Source organism: Streptococcus oralis subsp. dentisani, assembly GCF_002096615.1.
Lineage (GTDB): Bacteria > Bacillota > Bacilli > Lactobacillales > Streptococcaceae > Streptococcus > Streptococcus oralis_U.
This window is the reverse complement of sequence record NZ_NCUX01000028.1, coordinates 80,005-105,334: the sequence shown is the minus strand read 5'-3', so window position 1 is coordinate 105,334 and position 25,330 is coordinate 80,005. Positions and strand designations below refer to the sequence as shown.

The following is a 25,330-nucleotide window of genomic DNA, read 5'->3' as shown; positions in this document are numbered from 1 at the left end:
TATAGATATGCCTATTATCATACGAACGTATCTTACGATCGAATCCGAGTTTTATCTCGCATCCTATGAAAGGAGTAATCATGGAAAAACAACAGCCTCGCAAAGCAGCCTTGCTGTCAATCATTCCTGGTTTAGGACAAATTTATAACAAACAAAAAGCTAAAGGATTGGTTTTCCTTGGTGTTACCGTTTTATTTGTTCTGTATTTTCTAACACTTGCAAGCCCTGAATTGAGCAATTTGATCACACTTGGTGACAAACCTGGTCGTGATAATTCACTTTTCATGCTGATTCGTGGTGCCTTCCACTCTATCTTTGTCGTCGTTTACTTGCTCTTTTATATCTTTAATATCAAGGATGCACATACGACTGCTAAACGCATCAACAACGGTATTCCTGTAGCTCGCACCTTCAAGGATATGATTAAAGGTATTTATGAGAATGGATTCCCATACCTTTTGATTATCCCATCGTATATAGCGATGACATTTGCGATTATCTTTCCTGTTATCGTAACCTTGATGATCGCCTTTACCAACTATGACTTCCAACACTTGCCACCAAACAAATTGTTGGACTGGGTTGGTTTGACTAACTTCACAAACATCTGGAGCTTAAGTACCTTCCGTTCAGCCTTTGGTTCCGTTCTTTCTTGGACCATCATCTGGGCTTTGTCTGCTTCTACTTTGCAGATTGTGATTGGTATCTTCACAGCGATCATTGCTAACCAACCATTTATCAAAGGAAAACGTATCTTTGGTGTTATTTTCCTTCTTCCTTGGGCTGTTCCAGCCTTCATCACTATCCTGACATTCTCAAATATGTTTAATGATAGTGTTGGTGCCATCAATACGCAAGTCTTGCCTCTTTTGTCTAAGGTCCTTCCTTTCCTAGATGGAGCTCTTATCCCTTGGAAAACAAATCCAACTTGGACTAAGATTGCCTTGATTATGATGCAGGGTTGGCTGGGATTCCCATACATCTACGTTTTGACCTTGGGTATCTTGCAGTCTATTCCTAACGACCTCTACGAAGCGGCTTACATCGATGGTGCCAATGCTTGGCAAAAATTCCGCAACATCACTTTCCCTATGATTTTAGCTGTTGCAGCTCCAACATTGATCAGCCAATACACCTTCAACTTTAACAACTTCTCTATCATGTACCTCTTCAACGGTGGAGGTCCTGGTAGCGTTGGTGGCGGAGCCGGTTCAACTGATATCTTGATCTCATGGATTTACCGTTTGACAACAGGTACATCTCCTCAATACTCTATGGCGGCAGCTGTTACCTTGATTATCTCAATCATTGTCATCTCTATCTCTATGATCGCATTCAAGAAACTACACGCATTTGATATGGAGGACGTCTAAGATGAATAACTCAATCAAACTCAAACGTAGACTGACTCAAACCCTCACTTACCTCTACTTGATTGGCCTATCAATTGTCATTATCTATCCACTTTTGATTACCATCATGTCAGCCTTTAAAGCAGGTAACGTCGCAGCCTTTAAACTAGATACTAACATCGACTTCAATTTTGATAACTTTAAAGGACTCTTTACTGAAACCTTATACGGTACTTGGTATCTCAATACCTTGATTATCGCCTTGATTACCATGGTTGTTCAAACAAGTATCATCGTACTTGCTGGTTATGCTTACAGCCGTTACAACTTCTTGGCTCGTAAGCAAAGTTTGGTCTTCTTCTTAATCATCCAAATGGTGCCAACTATGGCCGCTTTGACAGCCTTCTTCGTTATGGCCCTTATGTTGAATGCCCTTAACCATAGCTGGTTCCTCATCTTCCTCTACGTTGGTGGCGGTATTCCGATGAACGCTTGGCTCATGAAAGGCTACTTCGACACAGTACCAATGTCTCTAGACGAATCTGCAAAACTAGATGGTGCAGGACACTTCCGTCGCTTCTGGCAAATCGTTCTCCCACTTGTTCGCCCAATGGTGGCTGTACAAGCTCTCTGGGCCTTCATGGGACCTTTCGGAGACTACATCCTCTCTAGTTTCTTGCTTCGTGAGAAAGAATACTTTACTGTTGCCGTTGGTCTCCAAACCTTCGTTAGCAATGTGAAAAACATGAAGATCGCCTACTTCTCAGCAGGTGCTATCCTCATCGCGCTTCCAATCTGTATTCTCTTCTTCTTCCTACAAAAGAACTTTGTTTCAGGACTTACAAGTGGTGGCGACAAGGGATAATCTATCCCCGCCACCCTTTTTCATTTTGGATCTTGTTTCTAAAGTTGAAAGATTAGACTCAAGATGACAAATAGTAATAAGAGCCGCTTTTCAATAAGCACTTTATCTACTAGACTTGAAATAAAGTACATTTCTCTATATAATATTACTCATATAGAAAACATTTTTAGAAAGATGCCTATGCTTCCATATCCATTCTCGTATTTTACTAGTATCTGGGGATTTCGTAAGCCCCTGTCAAAACGTTTCGGACTCAACTGGTTTCAACTCCTCTTTACTAGCATTTTCCTCATCAGCTTGTCCATGATTCCAATTGCCATTCAAAACAGCTCACAGGAAACGTATCCATTGGATACGTTTATCGATAATGTCTACACACCCCTGACAGATGAAACTATCATGGACTTGTCAGAGAATGCGCAGATAATAGATGGAAAACTGAGCTATGCTGGAACCAAAAATCAGCAAGCTTCTCTTCTGATTGGTCCAAGTCCAAGCAAGGAATTGCCAAAGGATTTGCAACTTCATTTTGATACCGAAGAACTCGTCATCAGCAAGGAAAGTAAAGAGCTGACTCGTATTCGCTACCACGCCATTCAAACGGAGAGTTTCCAGAGTAAGGAAACTTTAACTCAGGCTATTTCTAAAGACTGGTACCAACAGAACCGTGTCTATATCAGTCTCTTTCTCGTCCTTGGTGCTAGCTTCCTCTTTGGATTGAATTTCTTCATTGTCTCTCTTGGAGCTAGTCTTCTCCTTTATATCACCAAAAAATCACGCCTCTTTTCATTTAGGAGCTTTAAAGAGTGCTACCATTTTATCTTGAACTGTTTAGGATTACCAACTCTGATTACACTTATTTTGGGACTTTTTGGCCAAAATATGACAACCCTTATCACTGTACAAAACATTCTTTTTGTTCTGTATCTGGTCACTATTTTTTACAAGACACATTTCCGTGATCCAGATTATCATAAATAGGAGATTTTTATGCCCGTTACGATTAAAGATGTGGCCAAGGCTGCAGGTGTCTCACCTTCAACCGTAACCCGCGTTATTCAAAACAAATCAACGATTAGTGATGAAACCAAAAAACGAGTTCGCAAGGCAATGAAGGAACTCAACTACCATCCCAATCTCAATGCTCGTAGTCTAGTTAGCAGCTATACTCAAGTTATTGGTTTGGTATTGCCTGACGACTCAGATGCCTTCTACCAAAATCCTTTCTTCCCATCTGTCCTACGAGGGATCGCCCAAGTCGCATCTGAAAACCACTATGCTATTCAGATTGCGACTGGTAAAGATGAGAAGGAGCGTCTCAATGCCATTTCTCAAATGGTCTATGGGAAACGTGTCGATGGCCTGATCTTCCTCTACGCTCAAGAAGAAGATCCACTGGTGAAGCTCGTAGCGGAAGAACAGTTTCCTTTCCTCATCCTTGGAAAATCCCTCTCACCCTTTATCCCACTTGTCGACAATGATAATGTCCAAGCCGGTTTTGATGCAACTGAGTATTTCATCAAAAAGGGCTGTAGCAGAATCGCCTTTATCGGAGGAACCAAGAAACTTTTCGTTACACAAGACCGTCTAAAAGGTTACGAATTGGCACTCAAACAACACCAACTTTCGATTGATACGAACCTGACTTACTTTGCAAATGAATTTCTAGAAGAAAAAGGGTATCAATTCAGCAAACTCCTATTTGAGCACGATCCGCAGATTGATGCCATCATCACAACCGACAGCCTTCTAGCTGAGGGGGTTTGCGACTACATCAGTAAGCATCAGTTAAATGTTCCTGTCTTGAGTTTCGACTCTGTCAATCCTCGTCTCGACCTAGTAGCCTATGTTGACATTAATAGTCTTGAACTTGGACGAACATCATTTGAAACGATTTTGCAGATTATCAATGACGCGAAAAATAATAGACAGATTTGTTACCGTCAGCTGATTGCCCACAAAATTATCGAAAAATAAAAACCAGCTCGTGCTGGTTTTTTTGGTCATTATACTCAATGAAAATCAAAGAGCAAACTAGGAAGCTAGCCGCAGGCTGCTCAAAACAGTGTTTTGAGGTTGTGGATAGAACTGACGAAGTCAGTAACCATACTTACGGCAAGGCGACGCTGACGTGGTTTGAAGAGATTTTCGAAGAGTATTAATTGTCTGTTTCTACAAATCGTCCTAGGATGTGGACATTTTCGGATACAGAGACGAAGGCTGTCGGATCAACTTGTTTCATGATGTGTTTAAAATCATTAAACTCTGCTCGTGTGATAACAGTAATCAATACTGTTTTTCTCTCATGATTATAGGTTCCTTCTGCATCGTGGATCATGGTAGCGCCTCGGTGCAATTTTTTATGGATTTTTTCGATTACCTTGTCAGGATTACTGGTCACAATCATGGCCTGCATCCGTTTTTGCTTGGTAAAGACCGCATCTGTCACACGACTGGATACAAAAATGGTAATCATGGAGTAGAGGGCGTATTTCCAACCAAAGGTCAAGCCAGCAATCAACATGATGGTCCCATTAACCAAGAAGGAAATACTGCCGACATTTTTCCCCGTTTTCTTGCGAATGGTCAGGCTGACAATATCTGTACCTCCACTGGAAATACTATTGCGCAAAGCAAAGCCGATTCCCAAGCCCATGACAACACCCCCAAAGAGAGCATTGATAATGGGATCCTCTGTCAAGGTTACAACGGGCACAAACTGGATAAAAAGGGAACTCATGGATACCGTGATAAAGGTAAAGACTGTAAATTTATGTCCAATCTGATACCAAGCCAAAATCATCAGTGGGATATTAATGGCATAAAAGGTTGCGGATACGGGTAAATGGAAATCAAACCAGTGAGTACTCAAACTGGAGATAATTTGCGCCAAACCTGTCGCACCACTCGAATAAACATGCCCTGGTTGGAAAAAGAAATTGACGGCAACTGCTGATAGAAAACCGTATACTAGAGAAGCAGAAATCTTCTCATCATATTTTTCCTTAGAGATGCTTTGCAACACACGTAGCATCTTTATCTGATAAGCAAAGCGGCGCAGATAATAGCGCCACCGCTTAGTTCGTTTCGCTTGTTTCATCTTGTTCTACTTGTAGACTGAGTTCTTCTAGTTGCTTGAGCGCTACTGTTGATGGGGCTTGCGTCATTGGATCAGTCGCCTTGTTGTTCTTAGGAAAAGCAATCACTTCACGGATGTTTTCTTCTCCTGCTAAGAGCATCACAAAGCGGTCAAGCCCGATAGCCAAACCTCCGTGTGGTGGGAATCCATAGTCCATGGCTTCAAGAAGGAAACCAAACTGGTCATTTGCTTCTTCAGCTGAGAAACCAAGAGCCTTGAACATGCGTTCTTGAAGGTCTTTTTGGTTGATACGAAGGCTACCACCACCAAGCTCATAACCGTTCAAGACGATATCGTAAGCAATGGCACGAACCTTAGCCAAATCACCTTCAAGCTCATGAGCAGTATCTGCTTGAGGGAGGGTAAATGGATGATGGGCGCTCATGTAGCGACCTTCTTCTTCAGACCATTCAAACATTGGCCAGTCAACTACCCAAAGGAAATTGAATTTATCGTTATCAATCAAGCCCAGCTCTTTGGCGATACGGCCACGAAGGGCACCAAGGGTTGCATTCGCTACGTCAAGCGTATCCGCTACAAAGAGAACCAAGTCCTTATCTTCAAGATCAAGTGCTGCAGTCAATTCTGCTTGGATACCAGTCAAGAACTTGGCAACTGGTCCGTTTAATTCTCCATCCACAACCTTGACCCAAGCAAGACCCTTGGCACCGTACTGCTTGGCTACTTCTGTCATCTTATCGATGTCTTTACGTGAATAGTTGTCTGCAGCGCCTTTGACGACAATAGCTTTAACTGCTGGTGCTTCTGAAAAGACTTTGAAGTCAACACCTTTGACCACTTCTGTCAAATCTTGAAGCAACATCTCAAAACGCGTATCAGGTTTATCAGAACCATAAAGGGCCATAGCATCGTCGTACTTCATACGAGGGAATGGAAGTGTCACTTCGATGCCTTTGGTTTCTTTCATCACGCGGGCAATCAAGCCTTCTGTGATATCTTGGATTTCTTGCTCACTAAGGAAGGATGTTTCCAAGTCGACCTGAGTAAACTCAGGCTGGCGGTCACCACGCAAGTCCTCGTCACGGAAACATTTGACGATTTGGTAGTAACGGTCAAAACCAGCATTCATCAAGAGCTGCTTGGTGATCTGTGGACTTTGAGGAAGCGCGTAGAAATGCCCTTTATTGACACGAGATGGCACCAAATAGTCACGCGCCCCTTCTGGCGTTGACTTAGAAAGGAAGGGTGTTTCCACATCGATAAATTCCAACTCATCTAAGTAGTTGCGGATAGAGTGGGTCACCTTAGCACGAAGCTTAAGGTTTTCTAGCATTTCTGGACGACGAAGGTCAAGGTAACGGTAACGCAAACGTGTATCGTCATTGGCCTCAATCCCATCTTTAATCTCAAAAGGTGTTGTTTTGGCTGTATTAAGCACAGTAAGAGCTGTCACGTTCAACTCAACCGCACCAGTCGGCAATTTATCATTGGCTTGCTCGCGTGCCGCAACCTGACCCGTCACCTCGATGACAAATTCGCTACGAAGACTTTCTGCTGTTGCCATGACTTCTGCTGATACTTTTTCAGGGTTGATAACCAGCTGCATGATTCCTTCACGGTCACGAAGATCGATAAAGATCAATCCGCCCAAATCACGACGACGGGCAACCCAGCCTTTCAAAGTAATTTCTTGTCCGATGTGTTCCTCACGAACACGACCAGCATACATACTACGTTTCATGTTTTCTCTCCTCTTGTATTCTGTTACTATTTTACCATAAAAGCGCTAGGTCTTCATGAAAATCAGCAGAAAAGTTTGATTGTCTGTAAAAATCAAAACGAAGAGCTAAAAAATCGTGACAACATCGAAAAATCCGATGAAGACACCATCGGATTTTCTTATTTTGATTCTTGACCTTCTTTACGTTTTTCCGCGATTTCAGCCGCTTTTTTGGGCAGAACAATCACTGTAGCATAGGCCGTCGCAAAGCGCATGATTCCTGCAATAGGTGCAAAAATCACTGCTAGATTATTGTAAAAGAAATCGCCTTTAAAGGCATAGGCAAGGCCCCCGATAATAAAGAAGAGAACGACTGCCTGTATCACTGCTAATAAAATTACTCGTTTCATGTGACCTCCTGACTCTATTATAGCATGAGTATCATCAAAAAGCCGATTAAATTATTCAAAGCGTGTAAAGAAATGCTGTAAAGAAGACCTTTTCGGCTCACATAAGCCAGTCCCAAACTCAATCCCAGACTAGCATAGACAAAAAACTGTTGCAAAGTCCCTGGAAAATGAATCAAGGCAAAAAGGACACTAGACACAAGGAGAAACAGACCTGTCTGTTGACTATTGTCCTGCTTAGGAAAGAGATAGCGCGCCAACATTCCTCTAAAAATGAGTTCTTCCGTCAGAGGAGCAAAAATAACAATAGCAAAGAATGAGAAGAGTGGCTGAGCCAAGGTCAGGTCTGTCGCTGTTTGCTGATTTGCCGAAGGATCATTTGGCAAGAAAAATTGAACAACAAGAGATAAAAACCAAACCAAGGCAGGGAGCCAAATAAATCGGTTAAAACCATTCTCTTCAATATGAATAGGAGCCTTTTGATACCATTTGTAAACACAGTATACATAAACTCCAGCCAAGGTCACATAGAGTAAGGTAACAGCATAAGCTGAAGCACCTAGTTTCAGAGATTCTACAGCCATACTCAGAACGGTACCATAGATAAACGAAAAAGATAGAAAGGCTAGAAGAAACCAGCCAAGATTTTTAAGTAATTTCATAGATAACTCCTTTATTTGAAATAGCGTTTTACCCTAGGTAACTGCATCACATTGATATAAACATGGATCGCTCCGACAAGCAATAAAGCTAGTAACTGAATCTCTCCTGTCAAGAAAGAAATGATAAAAAGAAAAATATATAAACCTGGTAAAACATACTGATTTAATTGGAATAAAATTCGAAAACTCTGTTCCAAATTAGTCTTGCGCTCCCCTTCATCGTAAGAATTGATATAGTCCAAGACATCCTTTGGTGTAGAGAAAAATGCCAAATCAAACTGACGAACAATCGAAATGGTTTTATAAAGATATTTTTGAGCATTGAAAACCAATACTAATGCCAAAAAAGAAAGAGATAAGGTTAGATTGCTTCTATTTAGTACAATCTCTTCACTTACTGAAATGAAGAGAGCCAATAAAATCGCTACGCTTGCAATATTAAAAGCAATGGTTCCAAACTCGAGATTACGATACATTTGAACATAATAGGTTTCATTCAGTTCATCATCCATTTCCTCTTGATACAAGGAATGAAATTTTCTGCTTTTCTTTAAGAAATTGAAAGTCAAAAGAATGCTAATAAAACCTAACAGTAAACAGATAGCTGATATCCATGGTATCACGGTTTTGACATCTAAAATGGTTCCGTAGTTTTCAGTATAGGCCTTAAACATCCCTGCAAACATGCCCAAGAAACCTCCAAAGACAACAGACATTAAAAATAACAATCCACGTTTCTTTTTCATATTCATCCTCTTTCTAAACCAATCCAACTAACCACTGACCAAAGGCTTTACCCGATTCATAAATTGCTGTCAAACCCTCTGTCCCAAGTGATACTAAAATCAAACAAACAGCAAACAAGAGAATAGCTTGATTTCTTGCTTTTTTCGCCCCTTCTCCTAAAGGATCTCTCCCAAGCCAGCCTGCTAGATAAGCATATAGGATGACTGTTAAAATCCCAAACTCTGTTGACGAAAGAAACAGCAAAATTGCTACTAAACGGATAACGTTAGTCTTGATATTAAAATAATTTCCTAAACCTGCACAGACACCTGCAAGTTCTTTTTGTTCTGTATCTACTTGAAATCCTGCTAAAAACTCTTTCATATTCATTCTCCTTTTTCACTTGCTAGATTTTTTGATTTCTTTTCAATCCATTCAATTACTGGTATGAGGGTAAAATAGGCCCAAATAAATTGGTCACTCTGATACAGATTAAACCATCCTAAGTCTATCCCAATCAATAGAAATACGCTGACTAATAGAGCTATAGCAACTATATAATAGATCACTCTATACTTGTTCATCACTCTTCCTCCTCCAAGCGAAATACCGATTCGACTGTTTCGTTGAAAATCTGAGATATTTTCAGGGCAATGATAATGGACGGGGTGTATTCGTCCCGTTCTAATAGACTAATGGTCTGCCTAGAAACCCCTGCCAGCTTGGCTAGTTCGGTTTGATTGAGACCATCGCGAGCTCGAAGCTCTTTTAAACGATTTTTAAGCATTCCTTTCTCCTTTTCTCTTAACTTGATTTCATTGTAACATATCGTTTTATTTTTGACAAGTATTTTTGTCAAAAAGTTTATGATTTTTGTCATTTTGAAAAAGAAAAAGGTCAGGAGTAGGTTCCTGACCAATTTATCTATCATTAATACTCTTCGAAAATCAAATTCAAACCACGTCAGCTTCACCTTGCCGTACTCAAGTACAGCCTGCGGCTAGCTTCCTAGTTTGCTCTTTGATTTTCATTGAGTATAAAATCCTAGTTTTTCAAAGACTTCTGAAAAGTTTTGGCTGATAGCATCAAGCGTAACTTCCACTTCTTCTCGAGTTTGGTTGTTTTTGACCGTCACTTGTCCGCTTTCGACTTCGCTCTCTCCGAGAGTGATGAGGGTCTTAGCCGCAAAGACATCGGCTGACTTGAACTGAGCTTTGAGTTTACGGTTGAGGTAATCACGCTCCGCTTTGAATCCTTGTTGGCGAAGGGCTTGTACCAACTCCAAAGCCTTGACATTTGCTCCTTCACCCAAGACTGCGATATAAACATCTAGGGCATTCTCGATAGGGAGGGCCACCCCTTGCTTTTCAAGGATGAGAAGCAGGCGCTCTACACCAAGTCCAAAACCAAAACCAGCAGTTTCAGGGCCTCCAAAGTAAGAAACCAAGCCATCGTAGCGACCACCTGCACAGACCGTCAAGTCATTGCCCTCAATCTCTGTGATAAACTCAAAAATCGTGTGGTTGTAATAGTCCAGACCACGCACCATATTGGTATCGATGATATAGTCTACTCCGAGAGTTTCAAGCATCTGACGCACAGCATCAAAGTGGGCTTGGCTTTCTTCATCAAGGAAGTCCAAGATAGACTGTGCATTCTCTACTGCTAGCTTGTCTTCTTTTTCCTTAGAGTCCAAGACACGGAGAGGATTTTCCTCCAAACGACGTTGGCTATCCTTAGACAAGGTCTCCTTGAGCGGTGTCAAATAGTCGATCAAGGCTTGACGGTAGGCCGCACGGCTCTCAGGATTTCCAAGAGTGTTGAGGTGCAATTTGACACCTTGGATGCCGATTTCCTTCAAGAAATGGGCTGCCATAGCGATGGTTTCCACATCGGTAGCTGGATTGCTAGAACCAAAGCACTCAACACCAATCTGGTGGAACTGGCGCAAACGTCCTGCTTGCGGACGCTCATAGCGGAACATTGGGCCCATGTAGTAGAACTTGCTTGGTTTTTGCACTTCTGGGGCGAAGAGTTTATTCTCTACATAGGAACGGACAACGGGCGCTGTTCCTTCTGGACGGAGAGTGATGTGTCGGTCACCCTTGTCATAGAAATCGTACATTTCCTTGGTTACGATATCCGTTGTGTCCCCGACAGAGCGACTGATGACCTCGTAGTGCTCAAAAATAGGCGTGCGCACTTCTGCGTAATTATAGCGCTTGAAAATTTCACGGGCAAAGCCCTCAACGTACTGCCACTTGGCAGACTCAGCAGGTAAAATATCCTGCGTTCCTTTTGGTTTTTGTAATTTCATAGAAAATCCTCTTTATAACTTAATAGTCCTATTTTACCATAAATAGAGGGATTAAAACAGTAAGAAAAAAATTAGGATTTAGATATCATTTTTGAGATTAAGCCCTGTCAAAAGGATAGCCAGCAAAGAAAGGCCAACAAATAGCATCCAAGTCAACTGTATATTCCATACGGCTACAAGTGAAAAACAAGCTGTTCCCACAGGTATGGATAAGGTAAACAATAGACCTAAAAAATTACTGGTACGAGCTAGAACCTCTGGAGCTAGATTTTTCATGAGCATGGCACTAATCTTTGGTGAAACTTTACCAGACACATACAGAGTTAAAAAGAGAAATAGCAAACCAAGCACGACTTGATTGAATAAGTTAGCTAGACCAACTAGACTAAGTCCCACTGTCGCCCACATCATTAATCTAGGCAGAGACTGCTTCCCAAAATAATCATTGCCCGTAAGGCTACTGATGATGACTGCTACTAAAACACAGACTTGCTCGATAAATAGTGCCTCTGTGTAAGAAAAATTCAAGAGAGAATGGCTCAAAAAGAAGATGTTATAAATGCTTCCTAAAGCGCCACCCAAGGAATTGATAAGCAAGACAGCAAAGATCATGAAACCAAAGTTTTTCTGTCCACTTTTTAGAAAAACGAGACGTAAATTTCGGTAAATTGTTAGGAACTGTTCTTTGATAGAAAGCTTCTCATTTTTTAGGATTTCACCATCAGGAGATGAAATTGACAGGCTTAATTTTCTTTTTCCTAAAAAGAGAATAGCTGCTGATACTAGGAAAAAACAGGCATTGATTCCCGCAACGAAGGAAAAATTGTTGACCGATAGACCTAAGAGCCAGACTCCGAAAGCTTGACCACCAATAGCTGAAATATAGGTGATAAACTGGGAAAAAGAGTAAGCTTCCATCAAATCATTTTCAGCTACTTTTTCCTTAATGAGAGGCATGCGCAAGCCACCTGCAAAATCACTGATGACATCACTAATGACATTGATTAAACACAGGCTAGAAAAAGCAAAGAGACTAGCTTGCTGAACAACTAGGGCTGCTAGAAAAAATAAAACCGCCTGAAACAAACCGCTATAGGTCATCCATTTGACCTTGTCCCTCGTATAATCTGCTCGAATCCCTACAAAAACTGTAAAGAGAGTCGGAAGAATCATGACAATATTCGCCATAGCAACAGCAAAAGAGGCTTGTGGCAAAGTCGATGCATAGACGATAAATACTAGGTTGAAAATCGAAGCACCAAAAGCATTGAAGAAGCGTGACAAAGTCAAGAGACGATAAGCTTGATTTCTAAACAATAGTTTCATAGGTAATCTCCCTTCTTATTCGAACTTCTATATGAAGTATGACCATAGTATAGCACTTAAAAATTTTAGAGGAAGAACTTTTGAATATATGCAACACACAAAACAAACAAAAAAATGATAGATCTTCTTTAATAACCTGAGAGAGGTCAAGAGTTCTATCGCTTCAAACTTCAAATTATTTTCTTACCTTGCAGATATTCAAGCATCAGTCGTTTTTCTATAGTATTCGGCAGATTTATTACAGCCAAGCATCTCAAAAATACGGACAGCATCTTCCATCTTTTTTTGTCCTTCCTTGACTCTGCCTTGCTTGCTATCAAGGAGACCTTCCGCCCACAAATAGACAATTCGGAAATAGGTCTCATTTTCCTTGTAGAAATGCTCTTCGATAACACGCTTAAAATAATAGGCATTGGTAAATTCTTCACACTCAATGCTAGCTAAAAAACCATTCAATAGCATAGTATGAAAAAGGTTTCGGTTCCCCTTCGTCTCCATTAGAAAATCAGATTTGCGTACCATCTCTCTAACATACCTAGTGAAAAGAGAAACAGATAAGAGGGGAGAACTGACTGAGAACAAATTCAATTCATAGTTCCCCCAAATCTCGGTAGAAAACAGATAATCATGAAGGACCTCCCCTTCCTCTGCTGTTAACTCTACGGTTTCATCCATTCCCTTCATATAAGACTTGATTATAATGGCATTTAGAATATGTTTCTGTTTGTTTTGAGAATTGGCTTGCTTTTGATACTCCTTACGATACAAGTCTTCAAGAGGTGCTATATTCTTTGGATCCAAGACATCTATGATTTCTTTTCTCAACTCAGAATCTGTATCATACTGAAAACCTCTAGCCAAAAAGAGGATTTCCTCCACACTCGCAGATATATTTTCTAGGGCAAATAGAAACTTTTCCACCGAAAGCTCACTCTGACCTGTTTCAAATCGGGATAACATAGACGGCGAAAATTGTCCCCCAGTTGCTTGTCTCAGCGAGATATTTCTTGACTCTCGTAATTGTCTAAAGACTTTTCCAATCTGCTCCATAGGCTTCCCCTTGATTCAGTATTTTCTTCATTTTATCATATTTTTCAGAAAATTCATCAAAAACTTGCCAAATTGTCAGAATTATGAGAAAATAGAGGATATTTATCACGTGGAGGGACTGTTATGAGAGACGATATCAAAATCAATGACCGCGCTTTGGCCTTGCAAGACCAAATTATCGAAAAACTAGAGAAGGTTTTTGATACAGATGTGGAATTGGATGTGTACAATTTGGGCTTGATTTATGAAATCAATCTGGACGAAACAGGTCTCTGCAAGATTGTCATGACCTTCACGGATACTGCCTGTGATTGTGCCGAAAGTTTGCCTATCGAAATCGTCGCAGGTCTGAAACAAATCGAAGGTATCGAAGATGTCAAGGTTGAAGTTACTTGGTCTCCTGCTTGGAAGATTACACGAATCAGTCGCTACGGCCGTATTGCTCTTGGACTACCGCCTCGTTAAACAGTCAAATCACTTTTGAAGATGAAAATAAGCAAGCCGAAAATGGCTTGCTTTTTAAGCTTATTTTTTACCTGACTTGTCCATATTCCAGAAGTCTGTCACGGCTCCGCGAGAAGCGGATGATACGATATGGGCATATTTACCGAGAACACCACGGCTGTAAAGTGGTGGCAAGGTTGTTTCTGCCTTGCGTTTTTCAAGTTCTTCTTCAGATACGGCCATGGAAATTTCTTTGGTATCTTGGTCAACCGTAACGATATCACCTGTACGAAGATAAGCAATTGGTCCACCATCCTGAGCTTCAGGGGCGATATGTCCAACAACTAGACCATAAGTACCACCAGAGAAGCGGCCATCCGTCAAGAGGGCAACCTTGTCTCCTTGACCTTTACCAACGATCATGGATGAAAGTGACAGCATCTCAGGCATACCAGGACCACCCTTAGGTCCAACGAAACGAACAACGACAACATCGCCATCAACGATTTCGTCTGTCAAGACAGCCTGGATAGCATCTTCTTCTGAGTCAAAGACCTTAGCTGGTCCAACGTGGCGACGCACCTTAACACCTGATACCTTGGCAACTGCTCCATCAGGGGCAAGGTTCCCGTTCAAGATAATCAATGGTCCGTCTGCACGTTTTGGATTTTCCAGTGGCATAATGACTTTTTGACCTGGTGTGAGATCTGCAAAGTCGGCCAAGTTTTCAGCGACTGTCTTACCAGTACATGTGATGCGGTCTCCGTGAAGGAAGCCATTTGCCAACAAGTACTTCATAACCGCAGGGACACCACCGACTTCGTAGAGATCTTGGAATACATACTGACCAGATGGTTTCAAGTCAGCCAAGTGAGGCACACGTTCTTGGATCGTATTGAAGTCTTCAAGTGACAAGTCAACATTGGCGGCATGAGCAATAGCAAGCAAGTGAAGAGTGGCATTTGTAGAACCACCGAGTGCCATAGTCACAGTAATAGCATCTTCAAAGGCTTCACGAGTCAAGATATCTGAAGGTTTGAGACCAAGTTCCAGCATCTTGACAACAGCACGTCCTGCTGCTTCGATATCTTCTTTCTTGTCAGCTGATTCAGCTGGGTGAGATGAAGATCCTGGCAAACTCATACCGAGAACTTCGATAGCTGTCGCCATGGTATTAGCTGTATACATACCACCACAGCCACCAGGGCCCGGGCAGGCATTACATTCAAGACGTTTCACGTCCTCAGCTGTCATGTCACCGTGGTTCCATTTTCCGATTCCCTCAAAGACAGAAACCAAATCGATGTCTTTTCCATCAAGATTTCCCGGTGCAATGGTTCCACCATAGGCGAAAATAGCTGGAATATTCATGTTAGCAATGGCAATCATAGAACCAGGCATGTTCTTGTCACACCCACCGATAGCGACAAAGGCATCGACGTTATGACCACCCATCGCCGCCTCGATGGAGTCCGCAATAATATCACGAGATGTCAAAGAGAAACGCATACCAGGCGTTCCCATGGCAATCCCGTCCGCTACGGTAATGGTTCCAAACTGAACAGGCCAAGCACCTGCAGATTTGACACCTTCTTTAGCCAATTTCCCAAAATCATGCAAGTGGATGTTACATGGTGTATTTTCCGCCCAAGTCGAAATCACTCCCACAATCGGTGTTTCAAAATCCTTATCTGTCATACCAGTCGCACGAAGCATAGCACGGTTTGGTGATTTAACCATACTGTCATAAATGCTACTGCGGTGACGTTTATCTAATTCAGTCATCTTATCCCTCCCGTTTCAGTTTTTACTATTATAGCACAATTTCCGCATGAAGAACAGAATAAAATTCTTGAATTTTCAGAAAATTCCGATTAACAACTTCTAATTTTTTCATCTTTTTTTGTCAAGTAACTTTACTTTACAAAAAAAATGTGTTATCCTAGTATGGTTGATGAAAATCACTAGATTGAATCGAATTTAAATACCTAAAGGAGAAATCAAAATGGCAGTACCTGCACGTCGCACTTCAAAAGCGAAGAAAAACAAACGTCGTACACACTACAAAGTAACAGCTCCATCTGTAAACTTTGACGAAACTACTGGAGATTACTCACGTTCTCACCGTGTATCACTTAAAGGATACTACAAAGGACGTAAAATCGCTAAAGCTGCATCAGCTGAATAATAGAAGGGAGATACCATGCGCGTAAATATTACACTTGAACACAAAGAATCTGGTGAACGCTTGTACCTTACTTCTAAAAACAAACGTAACACTCCAGACCGTCTTCAATTGAAGAAATACTCACCAAAACTTCGCAAGCATGTTGTGTTTACAGAGGTTAAGTAAGGGTTTCAGTACACGTCAATAGACGTCAAAATATTGATTTTAAGCGATTTTTGATTTTTTGAAACTCATTATATCGCACTACAAATCAATAAAAACTCTACCTTTTACTCTACCTTTTTTAGATAAATATATCATCTGGATATTGAAGTTAAGCCCTGCTATCATTTCGATGGCAGGGCTTTTTAATATTTGGTACACTAACTTCTTATCTATATTTTGGTGGATTTTAAGTTGACATCTACAAAGTTTAATGTTAGAATACATTCAAAAATATATTTGAATGAGGTATTTTATGATTCAAAATGTTGTTACTTCAATAATCCTGTATTCTGGGACAGCCGTAGACTTACTTATTATCCTAATGTTATTTTTTGCCAAAAGAAAAAGCAGAAAAGACATCATTAACATCTATTTAGGACAATTTCTAGGCTCTGTTAGTCTAATATTCCTAAGTTTGCTTTTTGCATTTGTCTTAAATTATATTCCTAGTAAAGAGATTTTAGGTTTACTCGGTTTGATTCCAATTTTCCTAGGCCTCAAAGTTTTGCTTTTAGGAGATTCTGATGGAGAAGCTATTGCAAAAGATGGTTTGCGAAAAGACAATAAAAACCTGATTTTTCTAGTCGCTATGATTACTTTTGCAAGTTGTGGCGCTGACAATATTGGTGTCTTTGTCCCATATTTTACCACCTTAAATTTAGCGAATTTGATAGTGACTTTACTTACTTTTCTAGTCATGATTTATCTCTTGGTTTTTTCTGCACAAAAATTAGCACAAGTCCCTTCTGTTGGAGAAACTTTGGAAAAATATAGCAGATGGTTTATTGCCGTTGTCTATTTAGGATTGGGGATGTATATCCTGATTGAAAACAACAGCTTTGACATGCTATGGGCTGTGTTAGGCTAGGAGAAAAAATTATGAAAAAAGATAGTATCTGTCAAGTGGATGTTATAAATCAACAAAATGTTACAACCGCAACGAACTACCTTGAAAAGGAAAAAGTCCAAAAATCACTTCGCATTTTATCAAAATTTACCGATAATAAACAGATAAATATCATCTTTTATCTCCTTGCCGTCGAAGAACTCTGTGTCTGCGATATAGCCTGTTTATTAAATCTCAGTATGGCATCTGCCTCCCACCATCTTCGTAAACTAGCCAATCAAAACATCTTGGACACTAGAAGAGAGGGGAAAATTATATATTATTTTATAAAAGATGAGGAAATCAGAGATTTTTTTAATCAACTAGGATAACAACTATTTCTACTACTTTCTACTTTTCCATGATTATAGGGGGATTATATATGAAATTTTTTGAAGAAAATTATTCACAAGAAATACCTACTCGTATCAAAAATTTAAGAAAAAAATACAATATTACACAAAGCGAACTAGGCAATGCAGGTCAAGTTAGTCAAGTTGAAAGTGGTAAGCGACCAATTACGAGTTCGATGTTAGTTTATTTAAATGCTCTAACCGCTTCGAGCTATACGTATATCGTTTTTGGAGAGTTAGATGAGTTTATTGAGAATCTGTTTCATTATTTTTTCAGTTCTATTTTATATAGAGATTTAGAGGCTGTAGATGAAAAACTATATTCTTTCATGAGTGATGATTTAATTTCAATCCAATCAAGTTGTCTAAGTATTGCCAAGACATTTGCAAATTTCAATATTCAAAGAAAAAGATTTATGATTTCTACTGAAACTGAAATGGATACTTTTCACAAGAAAGATGACATTGACGTATGGGTTGGTGGAAAAAGTTATAACCCCGCTAGAAGTTTTAGAACCCGTACCATCAATGAATTGACTGTCATTGATTTTGAAGAAATGTTTGATATTCTTTGGTTGATGTTAGGGGATAATTTAATTAAATCATTTGAAGTTAATGTCTGTGGTATCCTATTTGAATTAGGCGGAAATGACATACCCTCAACATTTAGGCAAGAAAACATTGATCCTCTCATCAATAAATGGTGGTATGATAATGTTTCGACAGAAATTATCCCTAATCTAATAAAAAAACTCAAAGAAAATCCCTTGTTTAATATCGGATTTATGGTAAATGATATATTAGAAAGAATGTATAAAGAGAATATTCCAAAATCTTACCTTACATCCGTCCCATTAGTTATTTCTCAAAAAGGAAGAACAACCTATTCGTTTAGTATGACTGGTGGTCAACAAATAGATGGAGTGAAATTCAAACAGATATATGAGGACTATATGAAATTACTCAGTCAAGGTAAGGATATCACAGAGTTATATCAAAAATATTCTAAAGAAGAGTTGGCAAATCTAGGCATTAATATTTATCAATCCAATGATATAGAAAGGACTGAGGAAAGAACTTTTGATGAAATTATCAGTTGGGTTTCCAACCCTTATGCAACAAGACCAATTCAAGAAAGGCACACTATTCAATTAGAGCCAACAAGATTTTCACTAGAGGATAAGAAAAGAATTGAAGAAGCTGCAGCTCAAGGACTAAGCGAAATCGACCTTATTGATTTAGTTGACCTATATGATATTAATTTAGACAATACAAGCGTCAATCGCCATATTGTGGGGTTATTGACTAATAACACCCAAGTAACATACTATTTCCAAGAACAATTAAATAAGGAGTTGCTGTCAATGGCTCACGCTTTAGATAACGTACAACAGGCCTTTATTAAATTATTAAGTGAAGAGGAGATACGAAAATTTGCTCTTTAAAGACTAGGTGAATCGCCTAGTCTTTTTTTGCGCCTCGTTTTACAAATTAGTCTATTGAAGTAAAAAAAGAAGTAAAAAATAAAAGAACATTACGCTTTATACTGAATATATCAAGAAAAACTCTTGATATAAATTTTAATAGTTCAAATTGATGGCCATCAAAGGACAGATTGAAACAAATATGATGACATGACGATAAAGATCATGTCTTGCATAGAATTGTTTCGCTGTTTCTTTGTTGTGCCTTTTGGTATACTCAGCGTTCAATATTTGCTCATTTTGTTTCCTTCTGTCCAAAGGACAGAAAGGAGCTCATCATTATGAGTAATAAAGTACAAGAACGTCGTGAGCGTAAAATCAAAGAAGCTATTAAAGCTAAAAATTGGGATGAAGTAACTCGTTTGCTTCAACAAGAACAAAGTAACGCAGAACGTCGTGACCGATACCACAATAGACGAATCAAAGACGAAACAATAGCTAGCAAAAATGCCAAAAAGTCTGTACGTTATGATGTCATTGCAAGTTCTGATTTGAATCCCGAAGAAGCTTTAATCCTAGAGGAGTTAAGACAAGCTATTCGTGAAGCTAAAGCATCCCTATCAGAAATTGACAGTAAGATTGTTGAAATGATAGCGGAACAAGGTTCAAGCTATAAAGAAACGGCTCGCTATATCACTGAACATTATAAGAAAATGAGTGATGTAACTGTTAAATCCCATTATTGTAAAGCGCTAAAAAAATTAGCTCCTTTATTAAAAGCTTACCGCTAATCCCTCAAATCCAGTGTCTCTGTCACTGGATTTTTTGTAAAAAAAAATTAAAAATTCAACAAATAACTTTGCGTTTAGCTGTCTCATTCTCCTTAGTAATGAGGAGGTGGTCAGATAACCTAAAAAACAAAGTCCAGCTCATGACCCAAACCGAGCCTGTCGCATTCACACTATCTCTTATTCATAAGGAGGATTTGCCCTATGGCGTTTAAAATGAAAACCACAAAAGGTGGTTATACAACTACATTGGCTGATAAAATTATCAGTCAAAAACAACCGATTTACTCACTTAGTACCGAACTTGAACCACAACAACGGTTTGAAGAAGGAAAACCAACCGGAGAAATCGTAGCTTATAAAGCATGGTTTGTACAGGAAGGGCAAGACCCTTTCCAAGTAAAATTTGAAGAAACGATTGAGCTTCCAGCTTTTCAATCCATGATTCAATTTGACACACTACAAGCCTGCGAAGTAAAATATAACATCTACTTCAAAGCAAATGATATCAAGGAGGTTCGGTAATGACTTCACAATCTCGTGATGTGCTGAACCAATCTTACCTGCAATCTTACCTGCTCCAGAGCCTAAACATGGCTCTGGGGGCTTTGATGCAGGGAGAAACCAGCTACACCAATTCTTTTAATATTGTTATTCAAGCAGACGGCTTTATCTTTGTCCCTCGTCTACCATGTGCTTATATCCTTGATGATGACTTGTACAAGAAAATCTTTCTGATTGCCAATGCTTCACTTTATCCACAATATACGCTTCTAAAACAAAACGCTACCTATTTTGTCCCTCTAGAAACAGCTGACTTACACACTCAGCGTGGATTATTTTTCCCTTGGAAAAAGGGAATTTCAGAACGTTTAGTCATTCCAGATTTGGATAAGTTTTCAGCTAGCTTGCCACAGGGGAAAATCCCTATCATGAAATACTTTGAACTCAATTTAGATAAGGTTAATCACTGGGCTATTGCTGGAAATTCAGGTTCTGGGAAATCGTACGCTCTCACTTATTTCTTGAGTGTACTAAAGCATATGTCTGACTTGATTATCATTGACCCTAAATTTGATACCCCAAGTCGATGGGCAAGAGAAAATCACGTTGCTGTTATACACCCTGTTGAAAACCGTTCAAAATCAGATTTTGTCTCACAGGTCAATGAACAATTAAGTCAGTGTGCAACTCTCATTCAGAAACGACAAGCTATCTTGTATGATAATCCCAATCATCAATTTACCCATCTAACTATTGTTATTGATGAAGTCCTCGCTCTATCAGAGGGAGTCAATAAGAATATCAAAGAAGCCTTTTTCTCCCTACTCTCACAGATTTCCTTATTAGGACGTGCTACCAAAATCCATCTGTTTTTGGTAAGCCAGCGTTTTGACCACAATACTATTCCAATTTCAGTGAGGGAACAGCTAAACGTATTGTTGCAAATTGGAAATATCAATCAGAAAACTACTCAATTTTTATTTCCAGACCTAGACCCAGAGGGTATTGTTATTCCAATAGGACATGGGACAGGTATCATTCAAGTTATCGATAATGAACATCCCTACCAAGTTCTGCCCTTACTCTGTCCAACCTACTACACTAAACGAGGTATTCTATGACCAATAAAACCTACTTTATGAGAAGTTTTAATCTCATACTATATTTATTTCTATTTGCACCTATCTGTTCTGCATTTGGATGGTTATTCAATTATCTTTCCGTTCAATTAACAAATATCACGTTTGTCAATTTAGATACGGTCAAAAGTATTACGGATATCATTAGTTCCGTTTGTCATGGATTTGCACTTATTTCTCTTCTACTTGCCTTATTTTTGGTTGGATTAGAAATAATACAACGGTTGAAAACAGATAGTCTTTGGAACTATATCCAATCTGTCTATCACACTTTTCTGTTGCGACACTTCCTGTTTCAGCGTGAACGAGTACAGAAGATAAGCAATCTTGAACATCAGACGGTTACTACTATCAACCCAATCCATAACGGATTTAACCGAGCTGTTCGTAAGTGTATCGTAGATATACGAAAAGATACCATCACTATTTTTCTAAAAGTCCCTAGAGACCAACAAGGGCAAAAAATCCTAAAAGAGATGGAAGCACAATTAAAAGAAGAAATCGTCAGCCAACACGCAGACTATTATTTCTCCTCTCCTATTCGAGTTCGTAACCAATTGTGGTTCACTGGACAAAAACGTTAATCCCTTGGGGCTGTGGCTTGCGTTAAGCAAAAGCCAGACAGCCCCTTTTTATATTCTTTTCTATCATGACCTATTGGGGTGACTACGACCCCCAATAGGTCAATAATCAATAATCACAAAAAATTCAATTTTTTCAAAAAAAACTTTGCATACGACCTGTCATTTCTCCTTAGTAATAGAACCCAAAAGAAATGAGGTAACTGCCTATGGCAAAAGAACAGCGCTCAACCAAATGGACTTTTCTCTTCTACGAGGAAAGCGCACCAGAGAACTACTTGAATATATTAGAGGAACTCCATATTCCGTTTATTCTTAGTCCTTGGCACGATAAGGACGTTAATAGACAGACGGGAGAGTTCAAGAAATCGCACAAACACGGTGCTTTCTTCTTTGATTCACTGAAAAGCTATTCACAAGTATCAAATATCATCAGTGACAAACTAAACGGTCCAGCACATGTGGAGGTAGTTATGTCTCCCACTGGTTTATTTGACTACTTTACCCATGCGGAAAATCCAGATAAGACCCCCTACAACATTGAGGATATTGAAGTCGGTTGCGGCTTTAATTTAGAAAAATTCTTGATGGAGATGAACTCCTCGGATTTTATACATGAAGTAGTTGATATTATCGAAGAGAACGACTTTACCGAATTTGAAGAATTGGTCTGGTATGCCCGAGCAAACAATACCAATTTATTAGGGCTTATCATTGAACGTACATATTTCTTCGCCAAATACCTAGATTCACGAAGATACAATCCTAATCGACTCCATAATTCAAACACAGAGGAGAAAGAGAATAATGAATAACGAAAAATTAGAACAAATTGAACAATTATTGCAAACACTTATCAAACTCATTCAAATCAAAGAACAGAACATACCACTAAAGATAATACAACAGCGAGAATTGCTAAAACAGCTAAATATCTCCCCAAACACACTAAAAACTTGGGAACAAAAAGGATTAAAAAGATTAGAACCTCCTATAGAGGGAACTCGAACCGTCTTCTATCTACTAGATGATATTATCAACTTTTTACAATCCAAATTCTGAAAATTTGTGCTAAAATAGTTTTATCTAAAAGAAAGAGTGGTAACTATTTTAGCCTACTTCAATATCCATGAAGAAAGGCAAATATGGAAACTGAAACAATTATTCATAATGGCAAAAAAGTCATTAAAAAAATCAAAAAAGATAAGTCCATCTCATACACTTTGAAGGGGACATTTCTGGGAAAAGATATCAAAACTGGTAAGCAAGTCACTACTACCATTACAGCCAAGACACTAAAACAGTTAGATAGAGCAATCATTCAAGCACGACTAGAATTTGAAAAAAATGGCTCAACACGAGAAAAAGTTATCGTCATTGATACACTGGAAGATTTAGCTGAAGAATGGTTTAAATCATATAAAACCTGGGTTAACTCGCATAATACTCTGAACAGAGTAAGAGGTTATCTTGATAATTATATTATCCCTAAATTTGGAGATTACAAACCAGATAAAATTGAATCTGCGGATATCCAGCTTTGGTTAAACGATTTGGCAAAGAAATCAAAAGAGTCCATTGAATCTGGTATAAAGCGTGCTGATAAAGGTAGTGCTAAAGATTTTGGTGCTGTTATCCATAAGTTGAAAGATATTTTTGACTATGGAATTACAAACTATGGACTAATCACTAATCCTGTTAGCACTGTTAAGATACCACCTAAGCCAAAATCAAATAAGCAACGCATCATGGTATTACATGATGATGGTCTTGTAATATGGCTTAATTATCTTGAAAGTTTAGATAACAATAGAGCCAATCGTAGATTTAAGTTAATTTGTAATACTCTATTAGCCTCCGCTTTGCGAATAAATGAATTACTTGCATTGACGATTGATGACCTAGATTTTGAAAATTCTTCTATTAACGTCAGTAAAACATTGATGTGGAAAACCGCAAATAAAAAAGATGGGACAAAAGGGGAAGTTATCTGTAAAGCTACACCAAAAACTGATGCAGGAAATCGCTCTGTCCCTGTCCCTCCCCCCATAATAGAAAAACTCAGAGATTTCCACCACGAAATGAACAAGTATCTTGAATTGCACAACAGACATAGAACAAAACTGATTTTCCCTACAATCTATGGGAACTATATGTGTGACAGAAACGAGAGAACAACTCTTAAGAAAAGGTTAGTAGGTCTTGGATTACCAAACTATGGTTTCCATTTATTCCGACATACTCATGCTTCAATGCTACTTAATGCTGGAACAAATTGGAAAGAACTCCAAGTCAGAATGGGACATAAATCCATTTCAACTACAATGGATACTTACGCTGAATTAGCACCACAACGAAAGTTAGAAGCTGTGGGGATTTATCTTGAAAAGATTGCTGAGCTAACACAATAACTACTCTACCATTCACTCTACCTTTTATTATGTAGCATTCTAGAAACATTGATGTACCAACGTTTCTAACAGCTAAAATAGAAATTATTTAACTCTTACAGAAGTTAAATAAGCATAACTCAAAACGCCTTACTGGGCGTTTTTTACTTGATTGGCGAGCAATCTTTAGCTTTTCAGGAGAGATTTATGGCGTTTTATCTTTGGATGTTTCCTCTACTTTTTATCTTTCACGATATGGAAGAAATTATCGGTCTTGTCCCTTGGATTCATTTCAACGAAACCTTGCTGGCCCAAAAGGCTCCAACTATTCTCAAAATCCACAAAGGAATTACAACAGAGGGATTTGCTCTCGCTGTTTTTGAGGAATTCATCCTTGTCTTAACCATCACTTTATTAACGTATTTTACTCAATCTAGAGTTTTCGAATTAATTTGGTTAGGGGGATTTGTGGCCTTTGCGCTTCATCTCTTGCTCCATATCGGACAATCAATCCTTCTTCGCAAGTATATCCCTGCTCTGATTACTTCTACCATTTGTTTTCCTGTCTGTGCTTATTTGATTACAGACATCGTGCATTTGTGGCAGGTTTCGACTAGCGAATTTTTCCTATTTTCACTAGTCGGCTCAGGCATCGTCGTCATCAATCTCCTCTTTGCTCTCTGGCTCGGGAAAAAGTATTCCGTCTGGCTCATCCATTACCATTAACAAAAGTTCCTTGCAATTTCATTTTGCGGGGAACTTTTTTATCCACCTTCACAGTTAAGAAGTAAACATTGTAATACTTGTAGCCCTAAAGCGTTGATATAACTGACATTTTCAACTATTCAACGCTTTTTACTACCCTTTTTAATGTACTTTTGCTCATTTTTGAGCTTTTTGAGTT

General features: G+C 39.1%; 31 protein-coding genes. 18 read left to right on the top strand and 13 right to left on the bottom strand.

The window, feature by feature from the left end:
• The first annotated feature begins 80 nt into the window (after positions 1-80).
• The 4 genes from B7708_RS02575 (at position 81) to B7708_RS02560 (ending at position 4,194) form a co-directional block, all read left to right on the top strand.
• Complete coding sequence (locus B7708_RS02575; protein ID WP_084973525.1) at positions 81-1,373, top strand: sugar ABC transporter permease; 1,293 nt, start codon at positions 81-83, stop codon at positions 1,371-1,373.
• Between the two features lies 1 nt (position 1,374).
• Positions 1,375-2,217 carry a sugar ABC transporter permease gene (locus B7708_RS02570; RefSeq protein ID WP_001065641.1) on the top strand — a complete coding sequence of 281 codons (843 nt, stop codon included), beginning with the start codon at positions 1,375-1,377 and terminating at the stop codon, positions 2,215-2,217.
• Positions 2,218-2,397: 180 nt separating this feature from the next.
• Positions 2,398-3,198 (top strand): DUF1189 domain-containing protein, encoded by an 801-nt coding sequence (locus B7708_RS02565; protein WP_084973522.1) that lies wholly within the window; start codon positions 2,398-2,400, stop codon positions 3,196-3,198.
• A 9-nt stretch (positions 3,199-3,207) separates the two neighbouring features.
• Positions 3,208-4,194 (top strand): LacI family DNA-binding transcriptional regulator, encoded by a 987-nt coding sequence (locus tag B7708_RS02560; protein ID WP_084973520.1) that lies wholly within the window; start codon positions 3,208-3,210, stop codon positions 4,192-4,194.
• Between the two features lie 181 nt (positions 4,195-4,375).
• On the opposite strand, the gene B7708_RS02555 is transcribed toward B7708_RS02560, so the two are convergent.
• From B7708_RS02555 to B7708_RS02505, 11 genes are all read right to left on the bottom strand, one after another.
• Positions 4,376-5,317 carry a YitT family protein gene (locus tag B7708_RS02555; protein WP_084973519.1) on the bottom strand — a complete coding sequence of 314 codons (942 nt, stop codon included), beginning with the start codon at positions 5,315-5,317 and terminating at the stop codon, positions 4,376-4,378.
• The gene (aspS, locus tag B7708_RS02550) at positions 5,295-7,058 is read right to left on the bottom strand and encodes an aspartate--tRNA ligase (RefSeq protein ID WP_084973517.1); all 1,764 of its coding nucleotides are present in this window, start codon (positions 7,056-7,058) and stop codon (positions 5,295-5,297) included. Before aspS ends, B7708_RS02555 begins: the two co-directional genes overlap by 23 nt.
• Before the next feature lie 158 nt (positions 7,059-7,216).
• Complete coding sequence (locus tag B7708_RS02545) at positions 7,217-7,447, bottom strand: hypothetical protein (RefSeq protein ID WP_044020086.1); 231 nt, start codon at positions 7,445-7,447, stop codon at positions 7,217-7,219.
• A 17-nt stretch (positions 7,448-7,464) separates the two neighbouring features.
• On the bottom strand, positions 7,465-8,106 hold the full coding sequence (locus tag B7708_RS02540) for a CPBP family intramembrane glutamic endopeptidase (RefSeq protein ID WP_084973515.1): 642 nt from the start codon (positions 8,104-8,106) through the stop codon (positions 7,465-7,467).
• An 11-nt stretch (positions 8,107-8,117) separates the two neighbouring features.
• Positions 8,118-8,852 (bottom strand): DUF3169 family protein, encoded by a 735-nt coding sequence (locus B7708_RS02535; RefSeq protein ID WP_345788860.1) that lies wholly within the window; start codon positions 8,850-8,852, stop codon positions 8,118-8,120.
• A gap of 13 nt (positions 8,853-8,865) precedes the next feature.
• Positions 8,866-9,216 carry a PspC domain-containing protein gene (locus tag B7708_RS02530; RefSeq protein WP_084973510.1) on the bottom strand — a complete coding sequence of 117 codons (351 nt, stop codon included), beginning with the start codon at positions 9,214-9,216 and terminating at the stop codon, positions 8,866-8,868.
• A gap of 2 nt (positions 9,217-9,218) precedes the next feature.
• Complete coding sequence (locus B7708_RS02525; protein ID WP_084973508.1) at positions 9,219-9,416, bottom strand: hypothetical protein; 198 nt, start codon at positions 9,414-9,416, stop codon at positions 9,219-9,221.
• Positions 9,416-9,619, bottom strand: coding sequence for a helix-turn-helix transcriptional regulator (locus B7708_RS02520; RefSeq protein WP_084973571.1), 204 nt, complete (start codon positions 9,617-9,619; stop codon positions 9,416-9,418). Before B7708_RS02520 ends, B7708_RS02525 begins: the two co-directional genes overlap by 1 nt.
• A gap of 240 nt (positions 9,620-9,859) precedes the next feature.
• Positions 9,860-11,149, bottom strand: a complete 1,290-nt coding sequence (gene hisS, locus B7708_RS02515; RefSeq protein ID WP_084973506.1) for a histidine--tRNA ligase — start codon at positions 11,147-11,149, stop codon at positions 9,860-9,862.
• Positions 11,150-11,227: 78 nt separating this feature from the next.
• Positions 11,228-12,475, bottom strand: coding sequence for an MFS transporter (locus tag B7708_RS02510; protein ID WP_084973504.1), 1,248 nt, complete (start codon positions 12,473-12,475; stop codon positions 11,228-11,230).
• Between the two features lie 198 nt (positions 12,476-12,673).
• Positions 12,674-13,525 carry a helix-turn-helix domain-containing protein gene (locus B7708_RS02505; RefSeq protein WP_084973502.1) on the bottom strand — a complete coding sequence of 284 codons (852 nt, stop codon included), beginning with the start codon at positions 13,523-13,525 and terminating at the stop codon, positions 12,674-12,676.
• Between the two features lie 123 nt (positions 13,526-13,648).
• Between B7708_RS02505 and B7708_RS02500 the strand changes: the two genes are divergently transcribed.
• Positions 13,649-13,990, top strand: coding sequence for a metal-sulfur cluster assembly factor (locus tag B7708_RS02500; RefSeq protein ID WP_001204052.1), 342 nt, complete (start codon positions 13,649-13,651; stop codon positions 13,988-13,990).
• Between the two features lie 60 nt (positions 13,991-14,050).
• Here the strand turns inward: B7708_RS02500 and ilvD are convergent, their stop codons facing one another.
• The gene (ilvD, locus tag B7708_RS02495) at positions 14,051-15,754 is read right to left on the bottom strand and encodes a dihydroxy-acid dehydratase (RefSeq protein ID WP_000137349.1); all 1,704 of its coding nucleotides are present in this window, start codon (positions 15,752-15,754) and stop codon (positions 14,051-14,053) included.
• A gap of 220 nt (positions 15,755-15,974) precedes the next feature.
• Between ilvD and rpmF the strand changes: the two genes are divergently transcribed.
• Together rpmF and rpmG are read left to right on the top strand one after the other, a co-directional pair.
• The gene (rpmF, locus tag B7708_RS02490) at positions 15,975-16,157 is read left to right on the top strand and encodes a 50S ribosomal protein L32 (protein WP_000290417.1); all 183 of its coding nucleotides are present in this window, start codon (positions 15,975-15,977) and stop codon (positions 16,155-16,157) included.
• 15 nt (positions 16,158-16,172) lie between these two features.
• Complete coding sequence (rpmG, locus tag B7708_RS02485) at positions 16,173-16,322, top strand: 50S ribosomal protein L33 (RefSeq protein ID WP_001265622.1); 150 nt, start codon at positions 16,173-16,175, stop codon at positions 16,320-16,322.
• Positions 16,323-16,400: 78 nt separating this feature from the next.
• Here rpmG and B7708_RS10010 read toward each other — a convergent pair whose 3' ends face one another.
• A complete protein-coding gene (locus tag B7708_RS10010) occupies positions 16,401-16,586 on the bottom strand; it encodes a hypothetical protein (protein WP_002892741.1) in 186 nt (61 codons plus the stop codon).
• 28 nt (positions 16,587-16,614) lie between these two features.
• On the opposite strand from B7708_RS10010, the gene B7708_RS02475 reads away from it, so the two are divergent.
• The 11 genes from B7708_RS02475 to B7708_RS02425 all read left to right on the top strand — a co-directional run bounded on the left by B7708_RS02475 (position 16,615) and on the right by B7708_RS02425 (position 25,152).
• Positions 16,615-17,229 carry a CadD family cadmium resistance transporter gene (locus B7708_RS02475; protein ID WP_000615736.1) on the top strand — a complete coding sequence of 205 codons (615 nt, stop codon included), beginning with the start codon at positions 16,615-16,617 and terminating at the stop codon, positions 17,227-17,229.
• 11 nt (positions 17,230-17,240) lie between these two features.
• Positions 17,241-17,579, top strand: a complete 339-nt coding sequence (gene cadX, locus B7708_RS02470) for a Cd(II)/Zn(II)-sensing metalloregulatory transcriptional regulator CadX (protein WP_000711078.1) — start codon at positions 17,241-17,243, stop codon at positions 17,577-17,579.
• A 50-nt stretch (positions 17,580-17,629) separates the two neighbouring features.
• Positions 17,630-19,045, top strand: coding sequence for a helix-turn-helix domain-containing protein (locus tag B7708_RS02465; RefSeq protein ID WP_000667638.1), 1,416 nt, complete (start codon positions 17,630-17,632; stop codon positions 19,043-19,045).
• Between the two features lie 320 nt (positions 19,046-19,365).
• Positions 19,366-19,815 (top strand): RNA polymerase sigma factor, encoded by a 450-nt coding sequence (locus B7708_RS02460; protein WP_000066889.1) that lies wholly within the window; start codon positions 19,366-19,368, stop codon positions 19,813-19,815.
• Positions 19,816-20,016: 201 nt separating this feature from the next.
• Entirely contained in the window at positions 20,017-20,337 is a 321-nt protein-coding gene (locus B7708_RS02455; protein ID WP_084973500.1) for a hypothetical protein, read from the top strand.
• Complete coding sequence (locus B7708_RS02450) at positions 20,337-21,437, top strand: type IV secretion system DNA-binding domain-containing protein (RefSeq protein ID WP_084973498.1); 1,101 nt, start codon at positions 20,337-20,339, stop codon at positions 21,435-21,437. The genes B7708_RS02455 and B7708_RS02450 overlap by 1 nt, the downstream gene beginning before the upstream one ends.
• Positions 21,434-22,039 carry a hypothetical protein gene (locus B7708_RS02445; RefSeq protein ID WP_000182709.1) on the top strand — a complete coding sequence of 202 codons (606 nt, stop codon included), beginning with the start codon at positions 21,434-21,436 and terminating at the stop codon, positions 22,037-22,039. Before B7708_RS02450 ends, B7708_RS02445 begins: the two co-directional genes overlap by 4 nt.
• 206 nt (positions 22,040-22,245) lie before the next feature.
• On the top strand, positions 22,246-22,851 hold the full coding sequence (locus tag B7708_RS02440; protein ID WP_001040935.1) for a replication protein: 606 nt from the start codon (positions 22,246-22,248) through the stop codon (positions 22,849-22,851).
• On the top strand, positions 22,844-23,098 hold the full coding sequence (locus tag B7708_RS02435) for a MerR family transcriptional regulator (RefSeq protein WP_084973496.1): 255 nt from the start codon (positions 22,844-22,846) through the stop codon (positions 23,096-23,098). The genes B7708_RS02440 and B7708_RS02435 overlap by 8 nt, the downstream gene beginning before the upstream one ends.
• A gap of 83 nt (positions 23,099-23,181) precedes the next feature.
• The gene (locus tag B7708_RS02430; protein ID WP_000447185.1) at positions 23,182-24,447 is read left to right on the top strand and encodes a tyrosine-type recombinase/integrase; all 1,266 of its coding nucleotides are present in this window, start codon (positions 23,182-23,184) and stop codon (positions 24,445-24,447) included.
• Between the two features lie 186 nt (positions 24,448-24,633).
• The gene (locus B7708_RS02425; RefSeq protein ID WP_084973494.1) at positions 24,634-25,152 is read left to right on the top strand and encodes an HXXEE domain-containing protein; all 519 of its coding nucleotides are present in this window, start codon (positions 24,634-24,636) and stop codon (positions 25,150-25,152) included.
• Positions 25,153-25,330 lie beyond the last annotated feature (178 nt).